Here is a 19,448-nt window from a genome sequence, read left to right on the forward strand (position 1 = left end):
ATTCAATACCCCTATTGAAATTCTATTGTGGCACGTGCCGTATTAGAACGCCCGCCCATGGGAACCAAAGATCCCATCCTGGGTGAGGATCCTGAAATCAATGCGCTTACAGCGCCATTTTCATTCACCGACCATGTATTTTCATGCGAGGGCGTTTTTGAAACGGCTCGAGCGCTCAAAGTTTTCGCATCATTCAATTGGCTATGTATTTTTTCAAAGCGATCTGAATATGCAACTGCGTATTTTGGAGTTCGGGAGTGGTAAGCGCCTGCCGCTTCCTCCCAATTTCCATATTCCGCATATAGAGATTTCAAAAAAGATGCTGCATAATCAGCATTCGACATGGGGTTAAACATTTCTTCGATTGATTGAAATGCACTTCCATGCCATTTAAAGTTTATCTGAAAACACCCCAAATCAAAACTTCTCGCACCAAGTTTGAAGTGTCGAAATACAAATGCCAAAGCCTGATCTTTGTCGGCAAACCAATGACCGGCCCCCTCCATGTTGACCGTCCACGGCCAAGGCTGGAGTCCATCCGGCTGTCTGTGGCGCCCAGTTTCCAGCCGAGTGATCGTCCGAAGAATATCATATGGAACACCAGAGCGACTTGCAGCTTCAAAGGCTGCCTGGTCACATGTAGACAGCCCGCTAGTCTGAGGGGTTATCGCATGAGCGCAAACCGGGAACCCCAAAACCACTAAGGAAAGTACAGTCCATTTACGTTTTGGCGGCTGTACGTCACCACGCCTGATTATATTGGCTCTCGGCATTCTGCGCGACCTATGATGCATTCAGTTAGGTCGATTTTAAGTGCGTTGATGTTTACAAAAGATGACCATTGATGCGCTAAGGGAAAACAAAATCTCAATAAAATCAGCGCGCAGGCGTATCCTGCAACAACTCACGTAGGTTCTGTCTTATGCTCATGCTTTCTGCGACGAGTTCATGTGCACTGGCCAGCGGAGGCAAATCAGATCGGACCCCAACTGGGTCGATCAAAGCATCAGAGAGCGAAACGAAACCTCCATACCTACCCGATACGTTACCCAGGTTTTCGGGTTTTTCACCGGAATGCCACACACTACGTAGTGCCTGGTCGACGTCCTCATTTTGAACAAACAGGTTTGCAGCGTCAGAGAAATCGCCATTCAACATCATCGCTTGCGCTCGAATACGGCTCGCTTCCCGTCCCTGGACGCCCAGTAAATCGATCATGGCGCGATGTGGAAGATCGAGATCCAATGCTGTTTGACCTAGCAAAAGGCTTGCTTCTTTCCGTTCATCGTCGGAAAAATGCGCTTTTTCAAGAAAGTCACGAGCTGGGCCTGAGAACCCCATTTTCGAAAGCCTACGGGCCAAAGCAAGTATTACGTTCGCTTCTTCTGGCCATGACTCCCAAGTCGCGACCTGGAAGGCATGGCGTAGGAATGTTACATCGTCGGCCTGCTCTGTTAACGCAAATAGCGCAGGCACGAGAGCGGTATTCACATGAGACCGCCCATCAATCTCCCGAACAATTGCCAAGCGCTCAAAGACACTTTCAAAATCTCCAGCCATCCCCAATGCTATGATTTCAGCCTGCCTGACTTCCGGCCCAAGCGCATCCTTACGATATTCTAGCGCGTAGGAAGAAATCAGGTCCGAAACGTCTGGTGTCAGTGGTTTTCTGACTTCCCAACGCTTCCCTATTAGGCGCACCAAGGCTTCGACAGAATTTATATCCGCCGAATTGACAGTTTCTATTAGCTTCTCATCTTCCAACGTCGAACGCCCACTGAGCCCAGCAATCTCTGCTTGTGCAAGGCTGAGGTCCGATGTTGGTTCGCCGCCCAACCTGGCGACGGCTCGGAGAACTGCCTCAGCCGCATCCTTGTTTCCGTGGTCTACAAACATGCGGCTCAATTTCGGACCCAAGTTCTCTCGCAAATGAGAAGGCAGACTTGCAAAGCTTCTCAATACGGATTCCGTATCAGTCCGGTCCGATATCTGACCCGCTGCGAGAACCGTCCACAATGCCCCAGATCCAGGACAGGCGCTCTGGTCTTGGAATGGGCTGGGGTAATCTACTTTTCGACCATCCACGATTTTCGCCAAACTTGGCAGAACGGTCGCTTCCACATTGTTTTCAGGAAGAATTTGAAGAACTTGCTCTGCTTCTGCACCGAAACCCAAATAGATATACAGCCTGGCAAGTTGCTTGATCTTTTCTTCATCAAGAACGTCAAACTCTCCAAATATTTCCGACCTGATTTCACTCACCCGATCAAATGTGGCCCCGTCATTTATCCACAAGTTTATGTCAGTGATATCCTCTGATAGACACACAACATCCGATGGGCGTGCTGCTGTACCTTCCAAAGAGGATTGAAAATCCCGGTCAATTACCGTTGATGCGTTAATATTTTCGACTAACGAAAGCTCACCTTCAAGTGCCGACAATCCAGAATAATCTTCTGTCGCCACAGTGTTTGTTTTCGGCTGTAAAACGCCTTGGTTCAAAGCGCGTGATAACAGCCCGTCGAGGTACTTCTCTGTATTGTCATTGGATTTTTGAAATTCTTGATTTTTGATATTGAATGGAAGTACTAACGTAGGTGATGTCGTTTTGTTCTCCTGCATAGTTGCAACTGTGGAGTCTAGAGCTAATCGGCCATACCCCCCATTAAGGGCAAACGTTCTTTCCACACCTGCGGTTTCTTCAACACTTCTAACTTCATCCATATTAAATCGGTACGAAACTCCACTTTTTGGGAAAAACTTTTCTCGTGATTTCCAAAGTGTCCGCTTTGGTTCACGGATATCAATTACCAGAAACGAGTTGTCCTGCATGAATCCTGAAATGTCGCACCGGCAGGCCAAATCCAACTGAAGATCGCCTTCTTTTGAAACTTGCCTCAAGGCCAAAAGATGTTGCTTTCCAATTCTGGAGAAAACTTTCGAAGTGTCAAAAATAATATCTGGACTATCCACGGAAATTGTTGCCGCCTGACCATGGGTAGCAACATTCCATTTAACCTGATCAGGGACTTTTAGAACTAGTCGGGTAAATCCATCATGAGCGCCCGATCGAACGACACTTCGAAATGTTTCAGCAAGCGCAAATCCCGGACCAAGCAGAAACATAACCAAGAGGAAGAGCAGGCGCATCATGCGGCGTCCTGCTTAATTGCCTTCAGCGATTCCTCGAGATCTGAGAATCCTGGTCGAATATGAGACGGAGTGTTTTGCCGCCCCACTTCGATGCAAATCGAAACGGCATGGTTGTGAAGATTGGCAACCAAAACCTCCCTGATCAGCTGATAAAAGTGACCGTCTTCTTCAACGACTGCCTTTACCTTTGCTGCGAATGGGCCAACCAAACCATAGGCTAGAAACACTCCCAAGAACGTTCCAACCAAAGCCCCACCAATCAACCTGCCTAGAACTTCGGGCGGCTGGTCGATCGACCCCATGGTTTTGATAACCCCGAGAACCGCCGCAACGATCCCCAAAGCTGGCAGCCCGTCTGCGACGGTTTGCAGCGCGTGGCTGGAATGCAAGGCATGGTGCAGATTCGCCTCCATCCTCTTTTCCAAGACTTCTTCGACCTGATGGGGATCATCGTAATTCATGGACGCAGAACGCATGGTATCGCAAATGAGATCGATTGCTTCCCGATCCTGCAGAATTTTGGGATATTTTGAAAAGATCGGAGAATTTTGCGAATCCTCAATATGCTGTTCAACTTCCACCGGATTGGCACGGGCGACCCGGATCAATGCAAACAGCAGGCACAGTAGATCACGATAGTCATCTGGCTTCCACTTTGGCCCCTTGAAGACCTTTCCGATGTCCTTCGCAGTATGTTTTACCCCGCCCATGTCATTGCCGATCAAAAATGCTCCAACGGCAGCGCCGCCAATCATCATCATTTCGAAAGGCAAAGACTTCAGGATGATTGCCATCTTGCCGCCAGCGGCGAGATAGCCGCCAAACACCATGGCAAAGATCGTTATAATACCAATAACACCGATCATGCGGGATCTCCTGGGTTCTGCTCTGAATAGAGTTTTCCCGACTGGGGTTAAAAAAACGTGTCAGGAAGGCCGTTTATTCCCGCGGGACATTCGCATTTTTTCCGGCCATCACGACGCTGATAGTATAGGCGGTATTGGGTGCCAGCCCTGCCAGAATGGCGGCTGCTGCATCGGGCTTCATTCGTCCCAGAAATCCCGCCGCAAAATCCGGGTCCATTTCTTCAAACAACGCCGCCGAATCCTTTGGTTTCATTTGCTCGTAGACTGTCGTGAGCTTGGCCAAATCATTTTCAGAAGCACCATCTGCCAATGTCAGTGTCGCTCTGAGCTGTTCTTCGGCCTGAACCAAAGCGGCCATTTGCTGCTCGATCGCCTGATCGGCGATCTCCAAGGCGCGCATCCGATCTTGAATTTCGATCTCCTTAGCCTCCAGAATCGCCTCCCTCTCACGAAATGCCGTTAGCATCGCGTGAAAGTCTGGATTCACCTGGCTTTCGGACCGGAAAGGCATTTCATCCTCCGCACCCGCCTCTTTTTCCTCTGCCGTGTCTGGCATCAATTCCCTTGCAATTGCTGGCCCCGCTTCCAAACCCAATCTGAGAACCGCAGAGCCGGACAAAAGAACCGCCAGTACGAAAAGTGTACCAATTCGCGACGGGCGACCTGTTTTTGATGCTCGTTTGGTTTTCATCAGGCTGCCCCCTGTTGCTTCCGCTCATGCCGCATGAATATCAGGCCGGGCTTTGCAGGCTGCGGCTTGGGTTCAGCTGGCTCTCCACTATGAGGTTGCTCTACGGAGCTCGGCTTGGGGCTGTCTACATCTTCCAGCCCGGGCATGTCGTGCATCGAAGCCATCATCAACTCTAACCTTTGCGCGACACCTTCTGCTCGCATCGTCAAGTCCTGCAACGCTTCCTCAGAACCGTGCGACGCATCGCGGGCAGCCGAGAGTGTTTTGGTCAAATCATCAACTTGCGCCGAAAGAACAGCGACAGCGCCCCCGACTCCTTTCTCCAAGTCATTGAAACGGTTCAATCTTCGCGCCAATACAAAGCAATAAAAACCTGCACCTAACGCCCCCGCTGCCAGCAGGATATCTGCAATCAATTCCACCTTATGCCTCCTAGTTCAGCACAAATTCCATGACCAACAAGTCCCTCACACGCCCACGACCGGTGACAATATTGATCCGCCTCAGCATCTGTGATCGAATTCGAGTGAGCGCAACGGGGTCTTGAAGATCACTCACCTTGAGAGCCCGCAGGTAGCTATTGAGCACATCTGTTACCCTGGGCAGCAGTTTTTCAACGTCCGCCTGCGCGTCACTGCGTACTTCCAACTGCGCAACCATCCGCAGTTGCTGCGCCTCGCGCCCCTGCCCCATAGAGAGATGAATAGGGTCCAGGGGCACGAAGGCGATTTCACTAATATCGGTCATTGGGTCGGCCAGTGCCTCCACTGGCATCTCCGTAGAATGTTCCGCTGAATCCGATGATTCCGAATTTTCGTTGCCGAATCCGAACGGCAATAATCCGGACTGGGCGGCATAAAAGCCACCTCCGCCCCCAATCACAGCCAAGATCACCCCAATGATTAGAGGAAGTTTCCCCCGTTTCGTTGATGGATCACCAGCATCCGGGCCCGTATCGGCAACTGCGTCAGTCATAGATTTCCTCAAACTCTCTGTTCCTCCTTCATAACCGTTGAGGGACTAACCGAATGTTAAGGCCGATCCATCAAGTTCGGGACACGCCGCGCAGAATGTCGGCATGACGGAGGATAAGGTGCAGCAGATCAGAACTATCTGGGCAAGTTTGGATGGGCGTAAACGGATTATCGTGGTGGGTGCCACGATGGCGATGTTTCTAAGCGTTCTTTTATTGTCACGCGTCGCAACAGCCCCGACGATGCAATTGCTGTATGCTGGGCTGGAAAGCGGCTCGGCCGGTGACGTCATCCGTTCTCTTGAACAACGCGGAACAATTTATGAAGTTCGGGGGGGCTCGATCTATGTGCCATCGAACCAGCGTGATGAATTACGTATGACGCTGGCCAGCGAGGGGCTGCCAGCAAATGGCGGCAAAGGTTATGAATTGCTTGATTCGCTCAGCGGATTTGGAACAACCTCGCAAATGTTTGATGCAGCATATTGGCGCGCCAAAGAAGGAGAGTTGGCGCGCACAATTGTGGCAAGCCCTCACATAAGTCAGGCCCGCGTGCATTTGGCCAACGCGGCCTCAAATCCATTTCAACGCACAGCGGAACCAACGGCCTCCGTTTCTGTCGTTCCCTTGGGGGCCGCGATCACGGGTACTCAGGCAACGGCCATCCGACACCTCATCGCTTCCGCGGTGACTGGGTTGGACGCGTCAAATGTCGCTGTGATCGACGCAAATGGTACGATGATAGGGGCGACAGACTCAACGGTTGCAGCTGTGGGGTCAACAGGGGATGACCGCGCCCAAATGCTGCGCGAACGCGTCTTGCGGCTTGTCGAAGCCCGGGTCGGAGCCGGGAATGCCGTTGTGGAAGTAAGCGTTGATACTGTAACCGAAACCGAGTCGATCCGGGAAAAGAGAATAGACCCCAACAGCCGGATCGCTATCAGCACAGATGTCGAAGAGCGTTCAGACTCTTCAACCAACGAATCCCAGGCGGTTACCGTTGCTTCAAACTTGCCGGATGGGGATGCCGCAGCAGGGGAAGGTTCCAAGGCAAGCACGAGTTCGACCCGGGAACGGGTCAATTATGAGATTTCCGAAACGGAATCGGAAATCATTCGTGCGCCCGGTGCAACCAAACGGCTGTCGGTGGCTGTGTTGGTCAACGGGGTAACTGCGGACGACGGAAACGGAAACCTGATTTTTGAACCCCGTCAGGAACAAGAACTGTCGGCGCTGCGAGAACTTGTGGCCTCGGCAGTCGGGTTTGACGAGACACGCGGCGATGTGATCACCCTGAAATCCATGGATCTACCCCGCATTGAGCCACAGGGGACAGTGGTGAGCTCATCAATTTTGAACAATGTGTTTTTTGACGCCATGTCCCTGATACAGCTGGCAGTTCTTGCACTTGTCAGTCTTGTTTTGGGTCTTTTCGTCATTCGCCCGGTTTTTGCCAATGCCGCGCTCCCGGCACCAGGTCAATTGACCCCGCTCCCTGTGTCCACCAACACAAATTCTACCGGTGATGCACCAGTTCTGACCGGAGAAATCGACCCGACCGGCGACGCGTTTGACTCCGCGTCCCGACCACCAGCTGCAACAACCTCTCTCCCGGCGCTCGGCGACCCACAGGAAAACCCGGTTGACCGTCTTCGGGCAATGATTGGTGAACGTCAGGAAGAAACGGTGGAGATCCTAAGAGGTTGGCTCGAAGAGAGTGAGGAGAAAGTTTGATGACCATCGCACATCTTTTAGAAGACTTTGCCATTCCCTTTGATGGCAGCCAGATTTTCACGTTGAGTGAGGACGCGTTGGAAGATCAACGGCTTGCGTCCTTTGAACAGGGATACAGTGCAGGATGGGACGACGCAGTCAAAGCCCGAGATCAAGAGACCGGTCAAATATCCGCTAACTTGGCAAGCAACCTGGAAGATCTTTCCTTTACCTACAACGAGGCGCTTACGCAGATGACCGACTGTTTGACTCCGTTTTTTCGTGGGTTGGCTGACGTTGTTTTACCAGAAACCATGGCGCTCAGCTTTGGTCACCATATTGCCGAGGAAATGGCAAAAATGGGGCGCGACCAGGCCGAGCAACCCGTGTTTGTCGTCGTCTCACCAAACGACAAGGCCGTCGTCCAATCCGTTCTATCCGAGCAAGCAGGCATGAATGCTCGAATCGAAGGCGACCCGCTGTTGGGTGCCGGACAGGCCTATGTCCGGATCGGAAACCGCGAGAGAGAAATCAATTGCGACTCGCTGGTTACCAGCATCCGTCAATCGATCGATACTTTTCTTTATCAGAACCAAGAGGATTTGAAACATGGCTGACCAAGACGCGACCCGTGCGGCGACCCACGACCCGGGAAACCCGTTTGTCAACGTCCCGATCGAAGTCACCGTTTGTGTCGGCAAGGCCCGGCCCCTGATCCGGGATCTGGTCAATCTTGGGGAGAATGCAATCCTGCCGCTCGACAAAAAGGTCGAAGATCCGGTGGATCTGTTTATTGGCGACCGCTTGATCGCACGCGGATTGCTGGAAGAAGTCGAAGGTTCGGACTCTGGGCAATTGGCAGTACGGTTGACTGAAATCGCAGATCTGCAAAGTGGATTGGGATGATTTTTCGGCTCCTTTTTGGGATTGCGGTGACTGCGATATGCCTGGCTATGCCTCAGGCCAGCCACGCGCAGGAGCTGTCTCTATCGCTCACGGACGACGGGTCTATTTCGGCGCGCTCCATTCAGTTGATCGTTCTGATCACGGTTCTCAGCCTGGCACCCGGGCTCGCGATCACGATCACTTGCTTCCCGTTTCTGGTCACAGTTCTTTCGATCCTGCGCCAAGCAATCGGATTGCAGCAATCCCCGCCCAACATGTTGATCGTAAGTCTCGCGTTGTTCCTGACTTACTTCGTAATGGAGCCGGTTTTTTCCAAATCCTGGGAGATCGGGATCAACCCCTTGCTGCAGGAGCAGATAGACATCGAAGCTGCAATTCCACGGGTTTTAGAGCCTTTTAGGGTTTTCATGTCTGACAGAGTCGACCCCGTCACCTTGGACAGCATGGCAGCATTGCGAAACTATGATGTCACCAGTCAGCCTACGGATCAGGCACCGCTTTCGATCCTGATCCCCAGTTTTTTGCTGTCTGAAATTTCGCGCGCCTTTCAAATCGGGTTTTTGGTCTTTCTACCCTTCCTGATCATCGACTTGGTTGTCGCAGCAATCCTGATGTCTATGGGCATGATGATGGTACCGCCGGCCATCGTATCCCTGCCTTTCAAGCTGGCATTCTTTGTCGTTGCCGACGGGTGGAGCCTGATTGCGGGGGCATTGGTGCGCAGCTATTTCAATTGAAGTAACAGGATTCCAACACAGTCATGTAATCTGGATCAAGTCGGTCAACCGTTCTCTTTGTCTTCCTGCCTCGTCAAAATTCTGGGGGTCAAGCCACAGACAAAGAGCTCGGCTGATCCAGGGCCAGTCCCGATCCAATATGGAATACCACGCGGTATCCCTGTTTCTTCCCTTGTAGACCAAAGCCTGCTCGAACAAACCGTCATAGCTGAACCCCAGACGCTCAGCTGCCCGCCTCGAGGCTTCATTCAGAGCGTCGCACTTCCATTCATAGCGTCGGTACCCAAGGTCATCGAAAACATGCCGCATCATCAGGAACATGGCCTCAGTCGCGCCACGTGTACGCTGTAACAGAGGGGAGAACGCGATCCCCCCGACCTCGACGCTTCCAGCTTCCGGTTTGATGCGCATATAGCTGGCGACCCCAATGGCACGCCCGGTGTCGCGATCCAATATCGCGTAATAGACAGGATCACTCTGTGCCGAAATGGACACCAGCCAGGCCTGCATGTGATTCTTGGTAGAGAATGGGCCAACAGACATATAGGTCCACAGCCCGTCCTGTTTGCCCGTCTGAAAGGCGGTAAACAGGTCATCGGCATGTTGTACCGGATTCAATTCAATCAGGTCGCAGTATTGGCCACGCATCGGTTTTCGATCAGGCACTGAACGCGGATGCCAATTGGGAACCTCCTGGCCGATCGGCTGTCCGAAAGCGTTGATCCGATGTGTCATGGTTGAACTCCGAATAATCACCGGGATTGGGTTATCAGGATAGACCAGCAGGCAAACAGTCAATTCCAGTTTGGTCATTCAATCCAACTGACACCCTTGCAGATCGCCCCAAAACCCGCTGCATCTACAGTTGCAACGACACCCAAAGAACCTTGGCATCTTCTTCGCTGGTGGACACACAGCCATGCCCCATACCGCTGTCATAGTATACTGAGTCCCCGGCCCGCATGGGTAACGGACGATAGTGTTCTGTATACAGTGTCACTTCGCCGCTGATGACATACATGAATTCCTCGCCGCGGTGACGAACCCATGTGTCAAATTCACTGACATCGCGTGCCTTGATCGTGCTGATATAGGGCAACATCTGTTTGCTGGTCAGTTCGGTACAGAGCAGTTCGTGATCATAGGTGCGCGTCTCCTGATGCTCGCCCTGCCCCAGGCGGGTAAAATCACGGCGCCCCGAAATATCGCTCTTGGCTGACTGCACGAACAGCTGTGGGGTTTCCAGTTCAAGTGTCTGCATCAGGCGGCGAATGATTTCGAAACTGGGTTTGGTCTGATTGTTTTCAATCTTGGACAATGTCGACCGGCCAATGGCGGCAGACTTGGCCGCCTCCTCCAAAGTCAGGCCCTTTTCCTTGCGCGCCTCCCGAATCATGCGACCCAGAACTTCGCCATCTGGCGCCTCCATACCTTCGACAAGGGGGCCAATTTCTTCTGCTTGTACGGGTTCCATTTGGCGTTTTCTCCTGCTCCCCGGCCAGCTTAGCTTTGATACATCACATAGTCAAAATTTCCCCTACATTTCTTTTGTTGATTATTGTGGAAAAGTTTCCTATAGGAACGAAACGACGCATACTGGTGCATACATTCCTAAATTGGAACGTTTTCGTTCAGAGAGGGAAATCATGAGCGACTATAATTTGGTGGTGATCGGCGGAGGCCCCGGCGGCTATGTGGCGGCGATACGCGCCGCGCAACTGGGACACAAAGTTGCCTGTGTCGAAGGACGCACGACGCTGGGCGGCACATGCCTGAACGTCGGCTGCATCCCCTCCAAGGCCCTGCTGACCTCTTCGGCAAAATACGCCGAGCTTTCTCATCTCTCCTCCCACGGCGTTTCGGTCGGAGAGGTTGGTTTGGACCTGAACGCCATGATGGCCCGCAAGGACAAGATCGTCGGTGACCTAACGAAAGGTATCTCTTTCTTGTTCAGAAAGAACGGTGTGGATCACATCGAAGGTTGGGCCAGCATCCCGACGGCCGGACAGGTTCAAATTGGCGACCAGATCCTAACTACCAAGAATATTGTAATCGCCACCGGCTCGGAGCCCACGCCTCTCCCTGGGGTGGACATCGACGAAGTGGATGTGCTGAGCAGCACCGGAGCACTGGCATTGGAAGAGGTGCCAGAACGCTTGGTGGTTATCGGCGCGGGCGTGATCGGACTTGAATTAGGTCAGGTCTGGTCACGTCTCGGATCCAAGGTGACAGTCGTGGAATACCTCGACCGGATCTTGCCCGGCATTGACGGTGACATCGCCAAACTGTCCCAACGCGCACTGTCCAAACGTGGGGTAAAATTCCAACTTGGTCGTGCATTGAAGTCAATTACCAAGGGCGACACCGCCCTGGCTCTGACCCTCGACCGGGTTGGCAAGGACAAGCAAGAAACGCTTGAAGCCGACAAGGTTCTGATCGCCATCGGACGTCGCCCGGTAACGCGCGGGTTGAACCTGGAAGACCTGGGTGTCGCGACCAATGCCCGCGGGTTTATTGAGGTAGATGATAGTTTCCGGACATCGGTTCCGGGGATCTACGCTATCGGTGATTGCGTGCCCGGCCCAATGCTAGCGCATAAGGCCGAAGAAGATGGTGTTGCCTGCGTCGAACTCCTGGCTGGGAAACACGGACATGTCGATTATGACACCGTCCCGGGCGTCGTCTACACCGACCCCGAAGTCGCCTCGGTTGGACAAACCGAAGAGGCGCTGAAAGAGGCGGGTACCCCTTATACCGTTGGAAAATTCGCTTTCATGGCCAACTCACGCGCCCGTTCGACCGGTGAAACAGATGGTGCGGTCAAGGTCTTGATGGCTTCAGATGGCGCATTGCTTGGTGCCCATATCTGCGGAGCCCATGGTGGTGATCTGATCGCTGAACTGGTTTTGGCGATGACCCAGGGCATCACAGTCGAAGAAGTCGCCCGCACTTGTCACGCCCATCCGGCGATGGGTGAGGCGGTCAAGGAAGCCTGTCTCGATGCGCTTGGCCGCGCGATCCACGCATAAGGAGGTCGCCAGATGACTGTCCAGCTCCGCCCCCGCCACCCGGAAAAAGCCAAGCGCACCGACAGCGTCATCCCGCGCAAGCCCAAGTGGATCAGAAAGAAGAAAATCGAAAGCGCCGAATATTACGACACTCGGCGTCTGATGCGGGATCATGACCTGACGACAGTCTGCGAAGAGGCCGCCTGCCCCAACATTGGTGAATGCTGGTCCAAACAGCACGCCACCATGATGATCATGGGCGAAGTTTGCACCCGCGGATGTTCGTTTTGCAATGTCGCAACCGGTAAACCGGATACGCTGGACGTCTTTGAACCCGGTCGTGTGGCCTCCGCAGTGAAGAAGCTGGGTCTGCGCCACGTTGTGATCACATCCGTAGACCGGGATGATCTGGCAGACGGCGGCGCAGAACATATCGCCCAGACCATCCGCGCCGTGCGCCATCAGAACCCCAACACCACGGTCGAAGTTCTGACACCTGATTTTCTGGGCAAGGGCGACGCCGCCAATATCGTTTTTGATGCAGCACCGGATGTCTTCAACCACAATCTGGAAACTGTTCCGCACCTGTATCCGACCGTGCGCCCTGGAGCCCGCTATTACACCTCATTGCGGCTTCTGGATGACGCAAAGCGGTCAAATCCACAAATTTTCACGAAATCCGGCCTGATGGTTGGATTGGGGGAAACCATGAATGACGTACGCCAGGTGATGGATGACCTGCGTGCAGCCAATGTCGATTTTCTGACAGTGGGTCAGTATCTGCAACCCACTCCAAAACACCATAAAATAGACCGGTTCTGGACCCCGGAAGAGTTCGCACAGCTGGAGCAGATCGCACGCAACAAAGGTTTCCTGCATGTTTCTGCGACGCCGTTGACACGATCCTCGTTCCACGCGGACCAAGATTTTGCCGCCCTGAAACGCGCGCGCCAGCAGGCGCTGGCAACTGGGCATTCACTGTAACGCAATGGGAGGGAAACCATGGAAGCGTTAAATTCAATCGTAGGAGCCATCAACGGCGTCGTCTGGGGGCCGCTGATGCTGGTCCTCATTCTTGGCGTAGGCTTCTTCTTGCAGGTTGGGCTGAAATTCATGCCGATCCTGAAACTGGGCACGGGTTTTAGCCTGCTGTTCAAAGGTCGCGAAAGCCAGGGCGAGGGCCAGATCAGCCCATTCAACGCGCTGATGACTTCGCTGTCGGCGACTATTGGTACCGGCAACATTGCCGGTGTGGCTACTGCTGTCTTCCTGGGCGGTCCAGGCGCCTTGTTCTGGATGTGGATGACCGCGTTGGTAGGCATGGCCACCAAATATGCCGAAGCTGTCCTCGCGGTAAAATATCGCGAGACCGACGAGCTGGGCAATTATGTCGGCGGGCCGATGTATTACATCAAAAACGGCCTGGGTGCCAAATGGGCCTGGCTGGGTTTTGCATTTGCTCTGTTCGGAGCGATCGCGGCATTCGGCATCGGCAACGGTGTACAGGCCAATGGTGTGGCACAGGTTCTGGAAAGCAACTTTGGCCTGAACACGTCGGTTACAGGTGTTGTCCTGATGATCCTGACCGCAGCCGTGATCCTGGGTGGCATCACCCGCATCGGTGCGGTCGCCGGTAAGCTGGTTCCATTCATGGCCGTCAGCTATATCGTCGCCGGCTTGCTGGTTCTGCTGATCAACATCGGTGCCATTGGCGACGCGATCAGCCTTGTCTTTACCCACGCATTTACCCCATCGGCTGCCGAAGGTGGTTTTGCAGGTGCGGCTGTTTGGATGGCGATCCGCTTTGGTGTAGCACGTGGTGTGTTCTCGAACGAAGCCGGGTTGGGCTCCGCCCCGATTGCACATGCTGCTGCATCGACTGCCGGTCCTGTCAACCAGGGTCTGGTTGCCATGTTGGGCACGTTCATCGACACCATCATCGTCTGCACCATCACTGGCCTGGCCATCATCGCATCGGGTGCGTGGACGTCGGGTGAATCTGGCGCGGCTCTGACATCGCTGGCATTTGAACTCTCATTGCCAGGCATCGGCGGCTATTTGATTGCAATTTCGCTGTCGATCTTTGCCTTCACCACAATCCTCGGCTGGTCGTTCTATGGCGAAAAATGTGTTGGCTACCTGATGGGTCACAAGTTCCTGATGGTCTATCGCATCGCATGGATCGTGATGATCTATTTTGGTGCAACCGCCGATCTGGGTTTCATCTGGTTGCTGGCGGATACGCTGAATGCCATGATGGCCATTCCGAACCTGATCGCTCTGGCTCTGCTCAGCCCGATTGTCTTCAAGCTGACCAAGGAATTCTTCGCTTCTGGCGGAGCCTCGGAAAGCGGCAATTCGCCTGCTGAATAACCGTCGCGGCGGGCCGTGATCCGCGGCCCCCCGCTTCCCCAAAGTGAACTCTCATTTCGAGGAGATGACAGATGGCTACCAAAATCATGCTGCCGATTGACCACACCGACGATCGTTCGTGGAAAAAGGCACTGCCCGTCGCGCTGGAACAGGCGAAATTCTACGGGGCCGAACTGCACGCGGTTTCGGTCATCCCCGAGATCATTCAATTGCCCAACCTTCCGCCCAACTATGGGGCGGGTGCCAAGGCGCACGTTCAAAAGGCTGTCGAAGACATCCTGAAGCACGGCGGCGCAGCGGATGTGTCTGTACATATCGAAGAAGGCAGCGTTTATCGCGAAATTCTCAAGCTGGCTCACAAGGACGGCTATGACATGATCATCATGGCCTCGGCCAAAGGTGATTTTCCAAATTACGAGATCGGCCCCAACCTGGCCCGCGTGGTGCGTAACGCCCATTGCACTGTTATGGTTGTACGCGACTGATCGCGTTTCCTTTCCGATTCAAGCCTCGTTTCAAGCAAGGACAAGAATATGACCGACGCACCCAAACGCACACCGCTTTATGACCTGCATGTCGAACTGGGCGGCAAGATGGTTGATTTTGCTGGCTGGGAAATGCCTGTGCAATACCCGATGGGCATCATGGGCGAACACAAACATTGTCGCGAGAAAGCGGCGGTGTTTGATGTCTCTCACATGGGCCAGGTGATCCTGAAAGGCGACAATGTAGGCGAAAAGCTCGAAGCGCTCTGCCCGCAAGCCTATGCCACATTGAAAGAGGGCAAAGCCCGCTATGGTTTCTTCACCAACGAAGATGGCGGCATTATGGATGACTTGATCGTATCCAACGCGGGCGATCATTATTTTGTCGTGGTCAACGCCGCACTGCGCCACCAGGACATCCCGCACATGGCCGCCAATCTGGATGGTGTCGACGTCATCGAGATTTTTGACCGTGCATTGGTCGCGGTTCAAGGTCCCAAGGCCGAAGACGTCGTGGGCGACCTGTGCCCTGCCGCCCGTGATCTGAAGTTCATGGAAACCACCGTCGCAGACATCAATGGTGTTTCCTGTCGCATCTCGCGCCTGGGTTACACGGGTGAAGACGGGTATGAGATTTCGATTCCGGACGCCGATGCCGTAGCTGTGACCCGTGCCTTCCTCGCACACGAAGACTGCGAGCCTGCCGGTCTGGGCGCGCGTGACAGCCTCCGGCTCGAGGCCGGTCTGTGTCTCTATGGCAATGACATCGATCAATCGACTTCCCCGATCGAAGCCAGCCTGAACTGGGCCATCCAGAAACGCCGCAAGGAAGAAGGCGGTTTCCCCGGTGCTGCACGCATCCAAAAGGAATTGGCCGAAGGCGCAGCCAAGAAACTGGTCGGCATCAAACCTGCCGGTCGCGCCCCAGCCCGCCAAGGTGTAGAAATCCAATGCGCCGAAGGCAACACCATCGGTGAGATTACCTCGGGCGGTTTTGGCCCGACGGTCGGCGGCCCGGTCGCCATGGGCTATGTCTCTGCCGGACATGGTACCGTTGGTGAACAGGTCAACCTCGTTATCCGCGGCAAGGCCCAGCCTGCCGAGATTGTATCGCTGCCTTTCGTGCAGCAGAATTACAAACGCTAATCCCAGGAGCAAAAACAATGGCCATCTATTATTCCGAAGAGCACGAATGGGTTCTGGTCGAAGGCGACGTCGCCACAATTGGTATCACCCAGCACGCCGCTGATCAGTTGGGTGAAATCGTTTTCGTCGAACAGCGTGAAGCAGGTGACGAATTCGCCAAGGGCGATGACATCGGTGTTATCGAATCCGTCAAGGCGGCCTCGGAAATCTATGCCCCCGTCGATGGCGAAGTCGTTGAGGCAAACGAAGCTCTGGCCGACAACCCTGGCGCATTGAACGAAAGCCCCGAAGGCGACGCCTGGATCTATAAGATCAAGTTGGCGGATGCCGCACAGCTGGAAGATCTGATGGATCTAGACGGCTACAAGGCCCTGATCGGCTAACGCATCCCCTCCTCGCCGGAAACACGTCCGGCGGGGCCCATTGCCCAAACAAGGACCAAGAGACATGGCCTTCAAACTGACCGATTACGAAGCATATGACTTCGCCAATCGCCGCCACATCGGCCCCTCCCCACGGGAAATGGCCGACATGCTGCAGGTGATCGGCTTTAAAACTCTGGATGAGCTGATTGACGCCACGGTGCCCCCGGCGATCCGCCAGGAAGAGGCGCTGGATTGGGGTCCGGCAATGACCGAGCGTGACGCGCTGTATCACATGAAACAGGTCGCCTCCAAGAACAAGGTTCTGACCTCTCTGATCGGTCAGGGATATTACGGCACTACGACGCCTGCGCCGATCCTGCGCAACATCCTTGAAAACCCCGCTTGGTACACTGCGTATACCCCCTACCAGCCCGAAATTTCCCAGGGCCGCCTCGAGGCGCTGTTGAACTTCCAGACCATGGTCAGCGATCTGACCGGGTTGGACATCGCCAACGCTTCGCTTCTGGACGAGGCGACCGCCGCCGCCGAAGCAATGGCCATGGCACACCGCGGTTCGCGCTCCAAAGCGAACAACGCGGCCTTTTTTGTCGACAAAAACTGCCACCCGCAAACCGTGGCAGTGATCAAGACCCGCGCCGAACCTTTGGGGATCGAGGTTCTCGTGGGCGACCCGGATACGATGGATGCGGACGCTGTCTTTGGCGGTATCTTCCAGTATCCGGGTACTTATGGGCATGTACGCGACTTTACCGATGAAATCGCCGCGCTGCATGCAAACAAGGGCATCGCGATTGTCGCGGCCGACATCCTGTCGCTGGCGCTGCTGAAATCACCCGGTGAAATGGGTGCCGACATTGCCATCGGATCGACCCAGCGGTTCGGCGTGCCCATGGGCTATGGTGGCCCCCACGCTGCCTATATGGCGACCACCGACAAGCTGAAGCGTGCCATGCCCGGCCGCATCATCGGTGTGTCGATTGATGCGCGCGGCAACCAGGCCTATCGCCTGTCGCTGCAAACCCGCGAACAGCACATCCGCCGTGAAAAAGCCAACTCGAACGTCTGTACTGCTCAGGCGCTGCTGGCCGTCATTGCGTCGATGTATGCAGTTTACCATGGTCCCGACGGGATCAAGGCGATTGCCCAGTCGGTGCACCGCAAGACCTCGCGGCTGGCCGATGGCCTGGAAGAAGCAGGGTTCAAGGTTGAACCCGAAGTGTTCTTTGACACCATCACCGTCGAAGTCGGTCACCTTCAGAATGTCGTCATGGAGGCCGCCGTCGCCCGTGGCGTCAACCTGCGCAAAGTTGGCGAAACCAAAGTCGGCATCTCGCTGGATGAACAGACCCGCCCCGAAACCATCGAAGCGGTCTGGGGTGCCTTTGGCATCGACAAGAAAGACGACAGCTCGAACAAGCATTATCGCCTGCCCGATTATGCGCTGCGCGAAAGCGAGTATCTGACTCACCCGATCTTCCACAAGAACCGGGCCGAAGCAGAAATCACCCGCTACATGCGTCGTCTGGCCGACCGTGACCTGGCACTGGACCGCGCGATGATCCCGCTCGGCTCCTGCACCATGAAGCTGAACGCGACCATCGAAATGATCCCGGTTACCTGGCCGGAATTTGGCAATCTGCACCCCTTCTGCCCCGAAGATCAGGCGCAGGGCTATCACGAGATGATCGCCGATCTGAACGACAAACTGTGCCAGATCACCGGTTATGACGCGATCAGCCAACAGCCGAACTCGGGTGCGCAGGGTGAATATGCGGGCCTGCTGACCATCCGTAACTACCACGCCTCGCGTGGCGAGGCAGGCCGGAATGTCTGTCTGATCCCAACCTCGGCGCATGGCACCAACCCGGCGTCGGCGCAGATGGTGGGCTACAAGGTGGTTCCGGTCAAAGCGGATGACAGCGGCAACATCGACGTCGCTGACTTCCGGGAAAAGGCAGAAAAGCATTCGGACCAGCTGGCCGCTTGCATGATCACCTACCCATCGACCCACGGCGTGTTCGAAGAGACCGTACAGGAAGTCTGCCAGATCACCCATGATCACGGCGGTCAGGTCTATATCGACGGCGCCAACATGAACGCCATGGTGGGTCTGGCCCAGCCGGGCAAGATTGGCGGCGACGTCAGCCACCTGAACCTGCACAAAACCTTTTGCATTCCGCATGGCGGTGGCGGCCCCGGCATGGGTCCGATTGGCGTCAAGGCACACCTCGAAGAGCACCTGCCGGGTCACCCGGAGTACGGCACCGCTGTTGGTCCAGTGTCGGCCGCTCCGTTTGGTTCGCCGTCGATCCTGCCGGTGTCCTGGGCCTATGTGCTGCTGATGGGTGGTGCGGGTCTGACCCAGGCCACCAAGGTTGCGATCCTGAACGCCAACTACATCGCGGCCCGTCTGAAGGATGCCTATCCGATCCTCTACACCTCGGAAACCGGTCGTGTGGCGCATGAATGTATCCTGGACACCCGTCCGCTGGACGAACAGGGCCACGTTACCGTGGACGACATCGCCAAGCGTCTGGTCGACTCGGGCTTCCACGCACCGACCATGTCCTGGCCGGTGGCTGGCACGTTGATGGTGGAGCCCACGGAATCCGAACCCAAGGACGAACTGGACCGCTTCTGCGAAGCGATGCTGTCAATCCGAGGCGAGGCCCAGGACATCATCGACGGCAAGATCGACCCCGAGAATAACCCACTGAAACATGCACCACACACGGTGCGTGACCTGGTGGGCGATTGGGACCGTCCTTATACCCGCGAACAGGCCTGTTTCCCTCCCGGTTCGCTGGGCGTGGACAAATATTGGTCGGTGGTGAACCGGGTGGACAACGCCTATGGCGACCGCAACCTGATCTGCACCTGCCCGCCGATGTCTGATTACGAAGACGACGCATCCTGATCCGACGCTACTCAGTCCCGCCCGCATGTCGGGCGGGACTGTCTATTCTGGCCCCATCGCCAGAGTATTTCTCACGTGACTTTCAGGTGACTCC

19 protein-coding genes are annotated in these 19,448 nt (G+C 54.8%); 11 read left to right on the top strand and 8 right to left on the bottom strand.

What is annotated here, in order from left to right; genetic code table 11:
• Window positions 1-11: 11 nt before the first annotated feature.
• From K3727_00515 to K3727_00540, 6 genes are all read right to left on the bottom strand, one after another.
• Window positions 12-773 carry a transglycosylase SLT domain-containing protein gene (locus K3727_00515; GenBank protein UWQ91338.1) on the bottom strand — a complete coding sequence of 254 codons (762 nt, stop codon included), beginning with the start codon at window positions 771-773 and terminating at the stop codon, window positions 12-14.
• A 103-nt stretch (window positions 774-876) separates the two neighbouring features.
• On the bottom strand, window positions 877-3,153 hold the full coding sequence (locus tag K3727_00520) for a hypothetical protein (GenBank protein UWQ91339.1): 2,277 nt from the start codon (window positions 3,151-3,153) through the stop codon (window positions 877-879).
• Window positions 3,150-4,019: a flagellar motor stator protein MotA gene (motA, locus tag K3727_00525; protein UWQ91340.1), complete on the bottom strand. Its 870-nt coding sequence runs from the start codon at window positions 4,017-4,019 to the stop codon at window positions 3,150-3,152. Before motA ends, K3727_00520 begins: the two co-directional genes overlap by 4 nt.
• Before the next feature lie 73 nt (window positions 4,020-4,092).
• Window positions 4,093-4,710, bottom strand: coding sequence for a hypothetical protein (locus tag K3727_00530; GenBank protein UWQ91341.1), 618 nt, complete (start codon window positions 4,708-4,710; stop codon window positions 4,093-4,095).
• Window positions 4,710-5,132 carry a hypothetical protein gene (locus tag K3727_00535; protein UWQ91342.1) on the bottom strand — a complete coding sequence of 141 codons (423 nt, stop codon included), beginning with the start codon at window positions 5,130-5,132 and terminating at the stop codon, window positions 4,710-4,712. Before K3727_00535 ends, K3727_00530 begins: the two co-directional genes overlap by 1 nt.
• 10 nt (window positions 5,133-5,142) lie before the next feature.
• On the bottom strand, window positions 5,143-5,685 hold the full coding sequence (locus K3727_00540) for a flagellar basal body-associated FliL family protein (protein UWQ91343.1): 543 nt from the start codon (window positions 5,683-5,685) through the stop codon (window positions 5,143-5,145).
• A 118-nt stretch (window positions 5,686-5,803) separates the two neighbouring features.
• Here K3727_00540 and fliF point away from each other — a divergent pair, with 118 nt between their 5' ends.
• Genes fliF through fliP form a run of 4 tightly spaced genes read left to right on the top strand, consistent with a single transcriptional unit; the run spans window position 5,804 to window position 9,039 of the window.
• The gene (gene fliF / locus K3727_00545) at window positions 5,804-7,417 is read left to right on the top strand and encodes a flagellar M-ring protein FliF (protein UWQ93217.1); all 1,614 of its coding nucleotides are present in this window, start codon (window positions 5,804-5,806) and stop codon (window positions 7,415-7,417) included.
• Window positions 7,417-8,013 carry an ABC transporter ATP-binding protein gene (locus K3727_00550; GenBank protein ID UWQ91344.1) on the top strand — a complete coding sequence of 199 codons (597 nt, stop codon included), beginning with the start codon at window positions 7,417-7,419 and terminating at the stop codon, window positions 8,011-8,013. The genes fliF and K3727_00550 overlap by 1 nt, the downstream gene beginning before the upstream one ends.
• A complete protein-coding gene (locus tag K3727_00555) occupies window positions 8,006-8,302 on the top strand; it encodes a FliM/FliN family flagellar motor C-terminal domain-containing protein (GenBank protein ID UWQ91345.1) in 297 nt (98 codons plus the stop codon). The genes K3727_00550 and K3727_00555 overlap by 8 nt, the downstream gene beginning before the upstream one ends.
• Window positions 8,299-9,039 (top strand): flagellar type III secretion system pore protein FliP, encoded by a 741-nt coding sequence (fliP, locus tag K3727_00560; GenBank protein UWQ91346.1) that lies wholly within the window; start codon window positions 8,299-8,301, stop codon window positions 9,037-9,039. The genes K3727_00555 and fliP overlap by 4 nt, the downstream gene beginning before the upstream one ends.
• Window positions 9,040-9,060: 21 nt before the next feature.
• Here the strand turns inward: fliP and K3727_00565 are convergent, their stop codons facing one another.
• Both K3727_00565 and K3727_00570 read right to left on the bottom strand, forming a co-directional pair.
• Window positions 9,061-9,774: a GNAT family N-acetyltransferase gene (locus tag K3727_00565; protein ID UWQ91347.1), complete on the bottom strand. Its 714-nt coding sequence runs from the start codon at window positions 9,772-9,774 to the stop codon at window positions 9,061-9,063.
• A 124-nt stretch (window positions 9,775-9,898) separates the two neighbouring features.
• Window positions 9,899-10,513: an XRE family transcriptional regulator gene (locus tag K3727_00570; GenBank protein UWQ91348.1), complete on the bottom strand. Its 615-nt coding sequence runs from the start codon at window positions 10,511-10,513 to the stop codon at window positions 9,899-9,901.
• 172 nt (window positions 10,514-10,685) lie between these two features.
• Here K3727_00570 and lpdA point away from each other — a divergent pair, with 172 nt between their 5' ends.
• From lpdA to gcvP, 7 genes are all read left to right on the top strand, one after another.
• Window positions 10,686-12,068 carry a dihydrolipoyl dehydrogenase gene (lpdA, locus tag K3727_00575; GenBank protein ID UWQ91349.1) on the top strand — a complete coding sequence of 461 codons (1,383 nt, stop codon included), beginning with the start codon at window positions 10,686-10,688 and terminating at the stop codon, window positions 12,066-12,068.
• Between the two features lie 12 nt (window positions 12,069-12,080).
• The gene (gene lipA, locus K3727_00580; GenBank protein ID UWQ91350.1) at window positions 12,081-13,031 is read left to right on the top strand and encodes a lipoyl synthase; all 951 of its coding nucleotides are present in this window, start codon (window positions 12,081-12,083) and stop codon (window positions 13,029-13,031) included.
• A gap of 18 nt (window positions 13,032-13,049) precedes the next feature.
• Complete coding sequence (locus K3727_00585) at window positions 13,050-14,420, top strand: sodium:alanine symporter family protein (protein ID UWQ91351.1); 1,371 nt, start codon at window positions 13,050-13,052, stop codon at window positions 14,418-14,420.
• Window positions 14,421-14,491: 71 nt separating this feature from the next.
• Complete coding sequence (locus K3727_00590; protein UWQ91352.1) at window positions 14,492-14,905, top strand: universal stress protein; 414 nt, start codon at window positions 14,492-14,494, stop codon at window positions 14,903-14,905.
• A gap of 48 nt (window positions 14,906-14,953) precedes the next feature.
• Window positions 14,954-16,051, top strand: a complete 1,098-nt coding sequence (gene gcvT, locus K3727_00595) for a glycine cleavage system aminomethyltransferase GcvT (GenBank protein UWQ91353.1) — start codon at window positions 14,954-14,956, stop codon at window positions 16,049-16,051.
• 17 nt (window positions 16,052-16,068) lie between these two features.
• Entirely contained in the window at window positions 16,069-16,434 is a 366-nt protein-coding gene (gcvH, locus tag K3727_00600; protein ID UWQ91354.1) for a glycine cleavage system protein GcvH, read from the top strand.
• A 64-nt stretch (window positions 16,435-16,498) separates the two neighbouring features.
• A complete protein-coding gene (gene gcvP / locus K3727_00605) occupies window positions 16,499-19,354 on the top strand; it encodes an aminomethyl-transferring glycine dehydrogenase (GenBank protein ID UWQ91355.1) in 2,856 nt (951 codons plus the stop codon).
• The last annotated feature ends 94 nt before the right edge of the window (window positions 19,355-19,448 follow it).

The organism is Rhodobacteraceae bacterium M382, from assembly GCA_025141015.1.
Taxonomy (GTDB): Bacteria; Pseudomonadota; Alphaproteobacteria; order Rhodobacterales; family Rhodobacteraceae; genus Aliisedimentitalea; species Aliisedimentitalea scapharcae.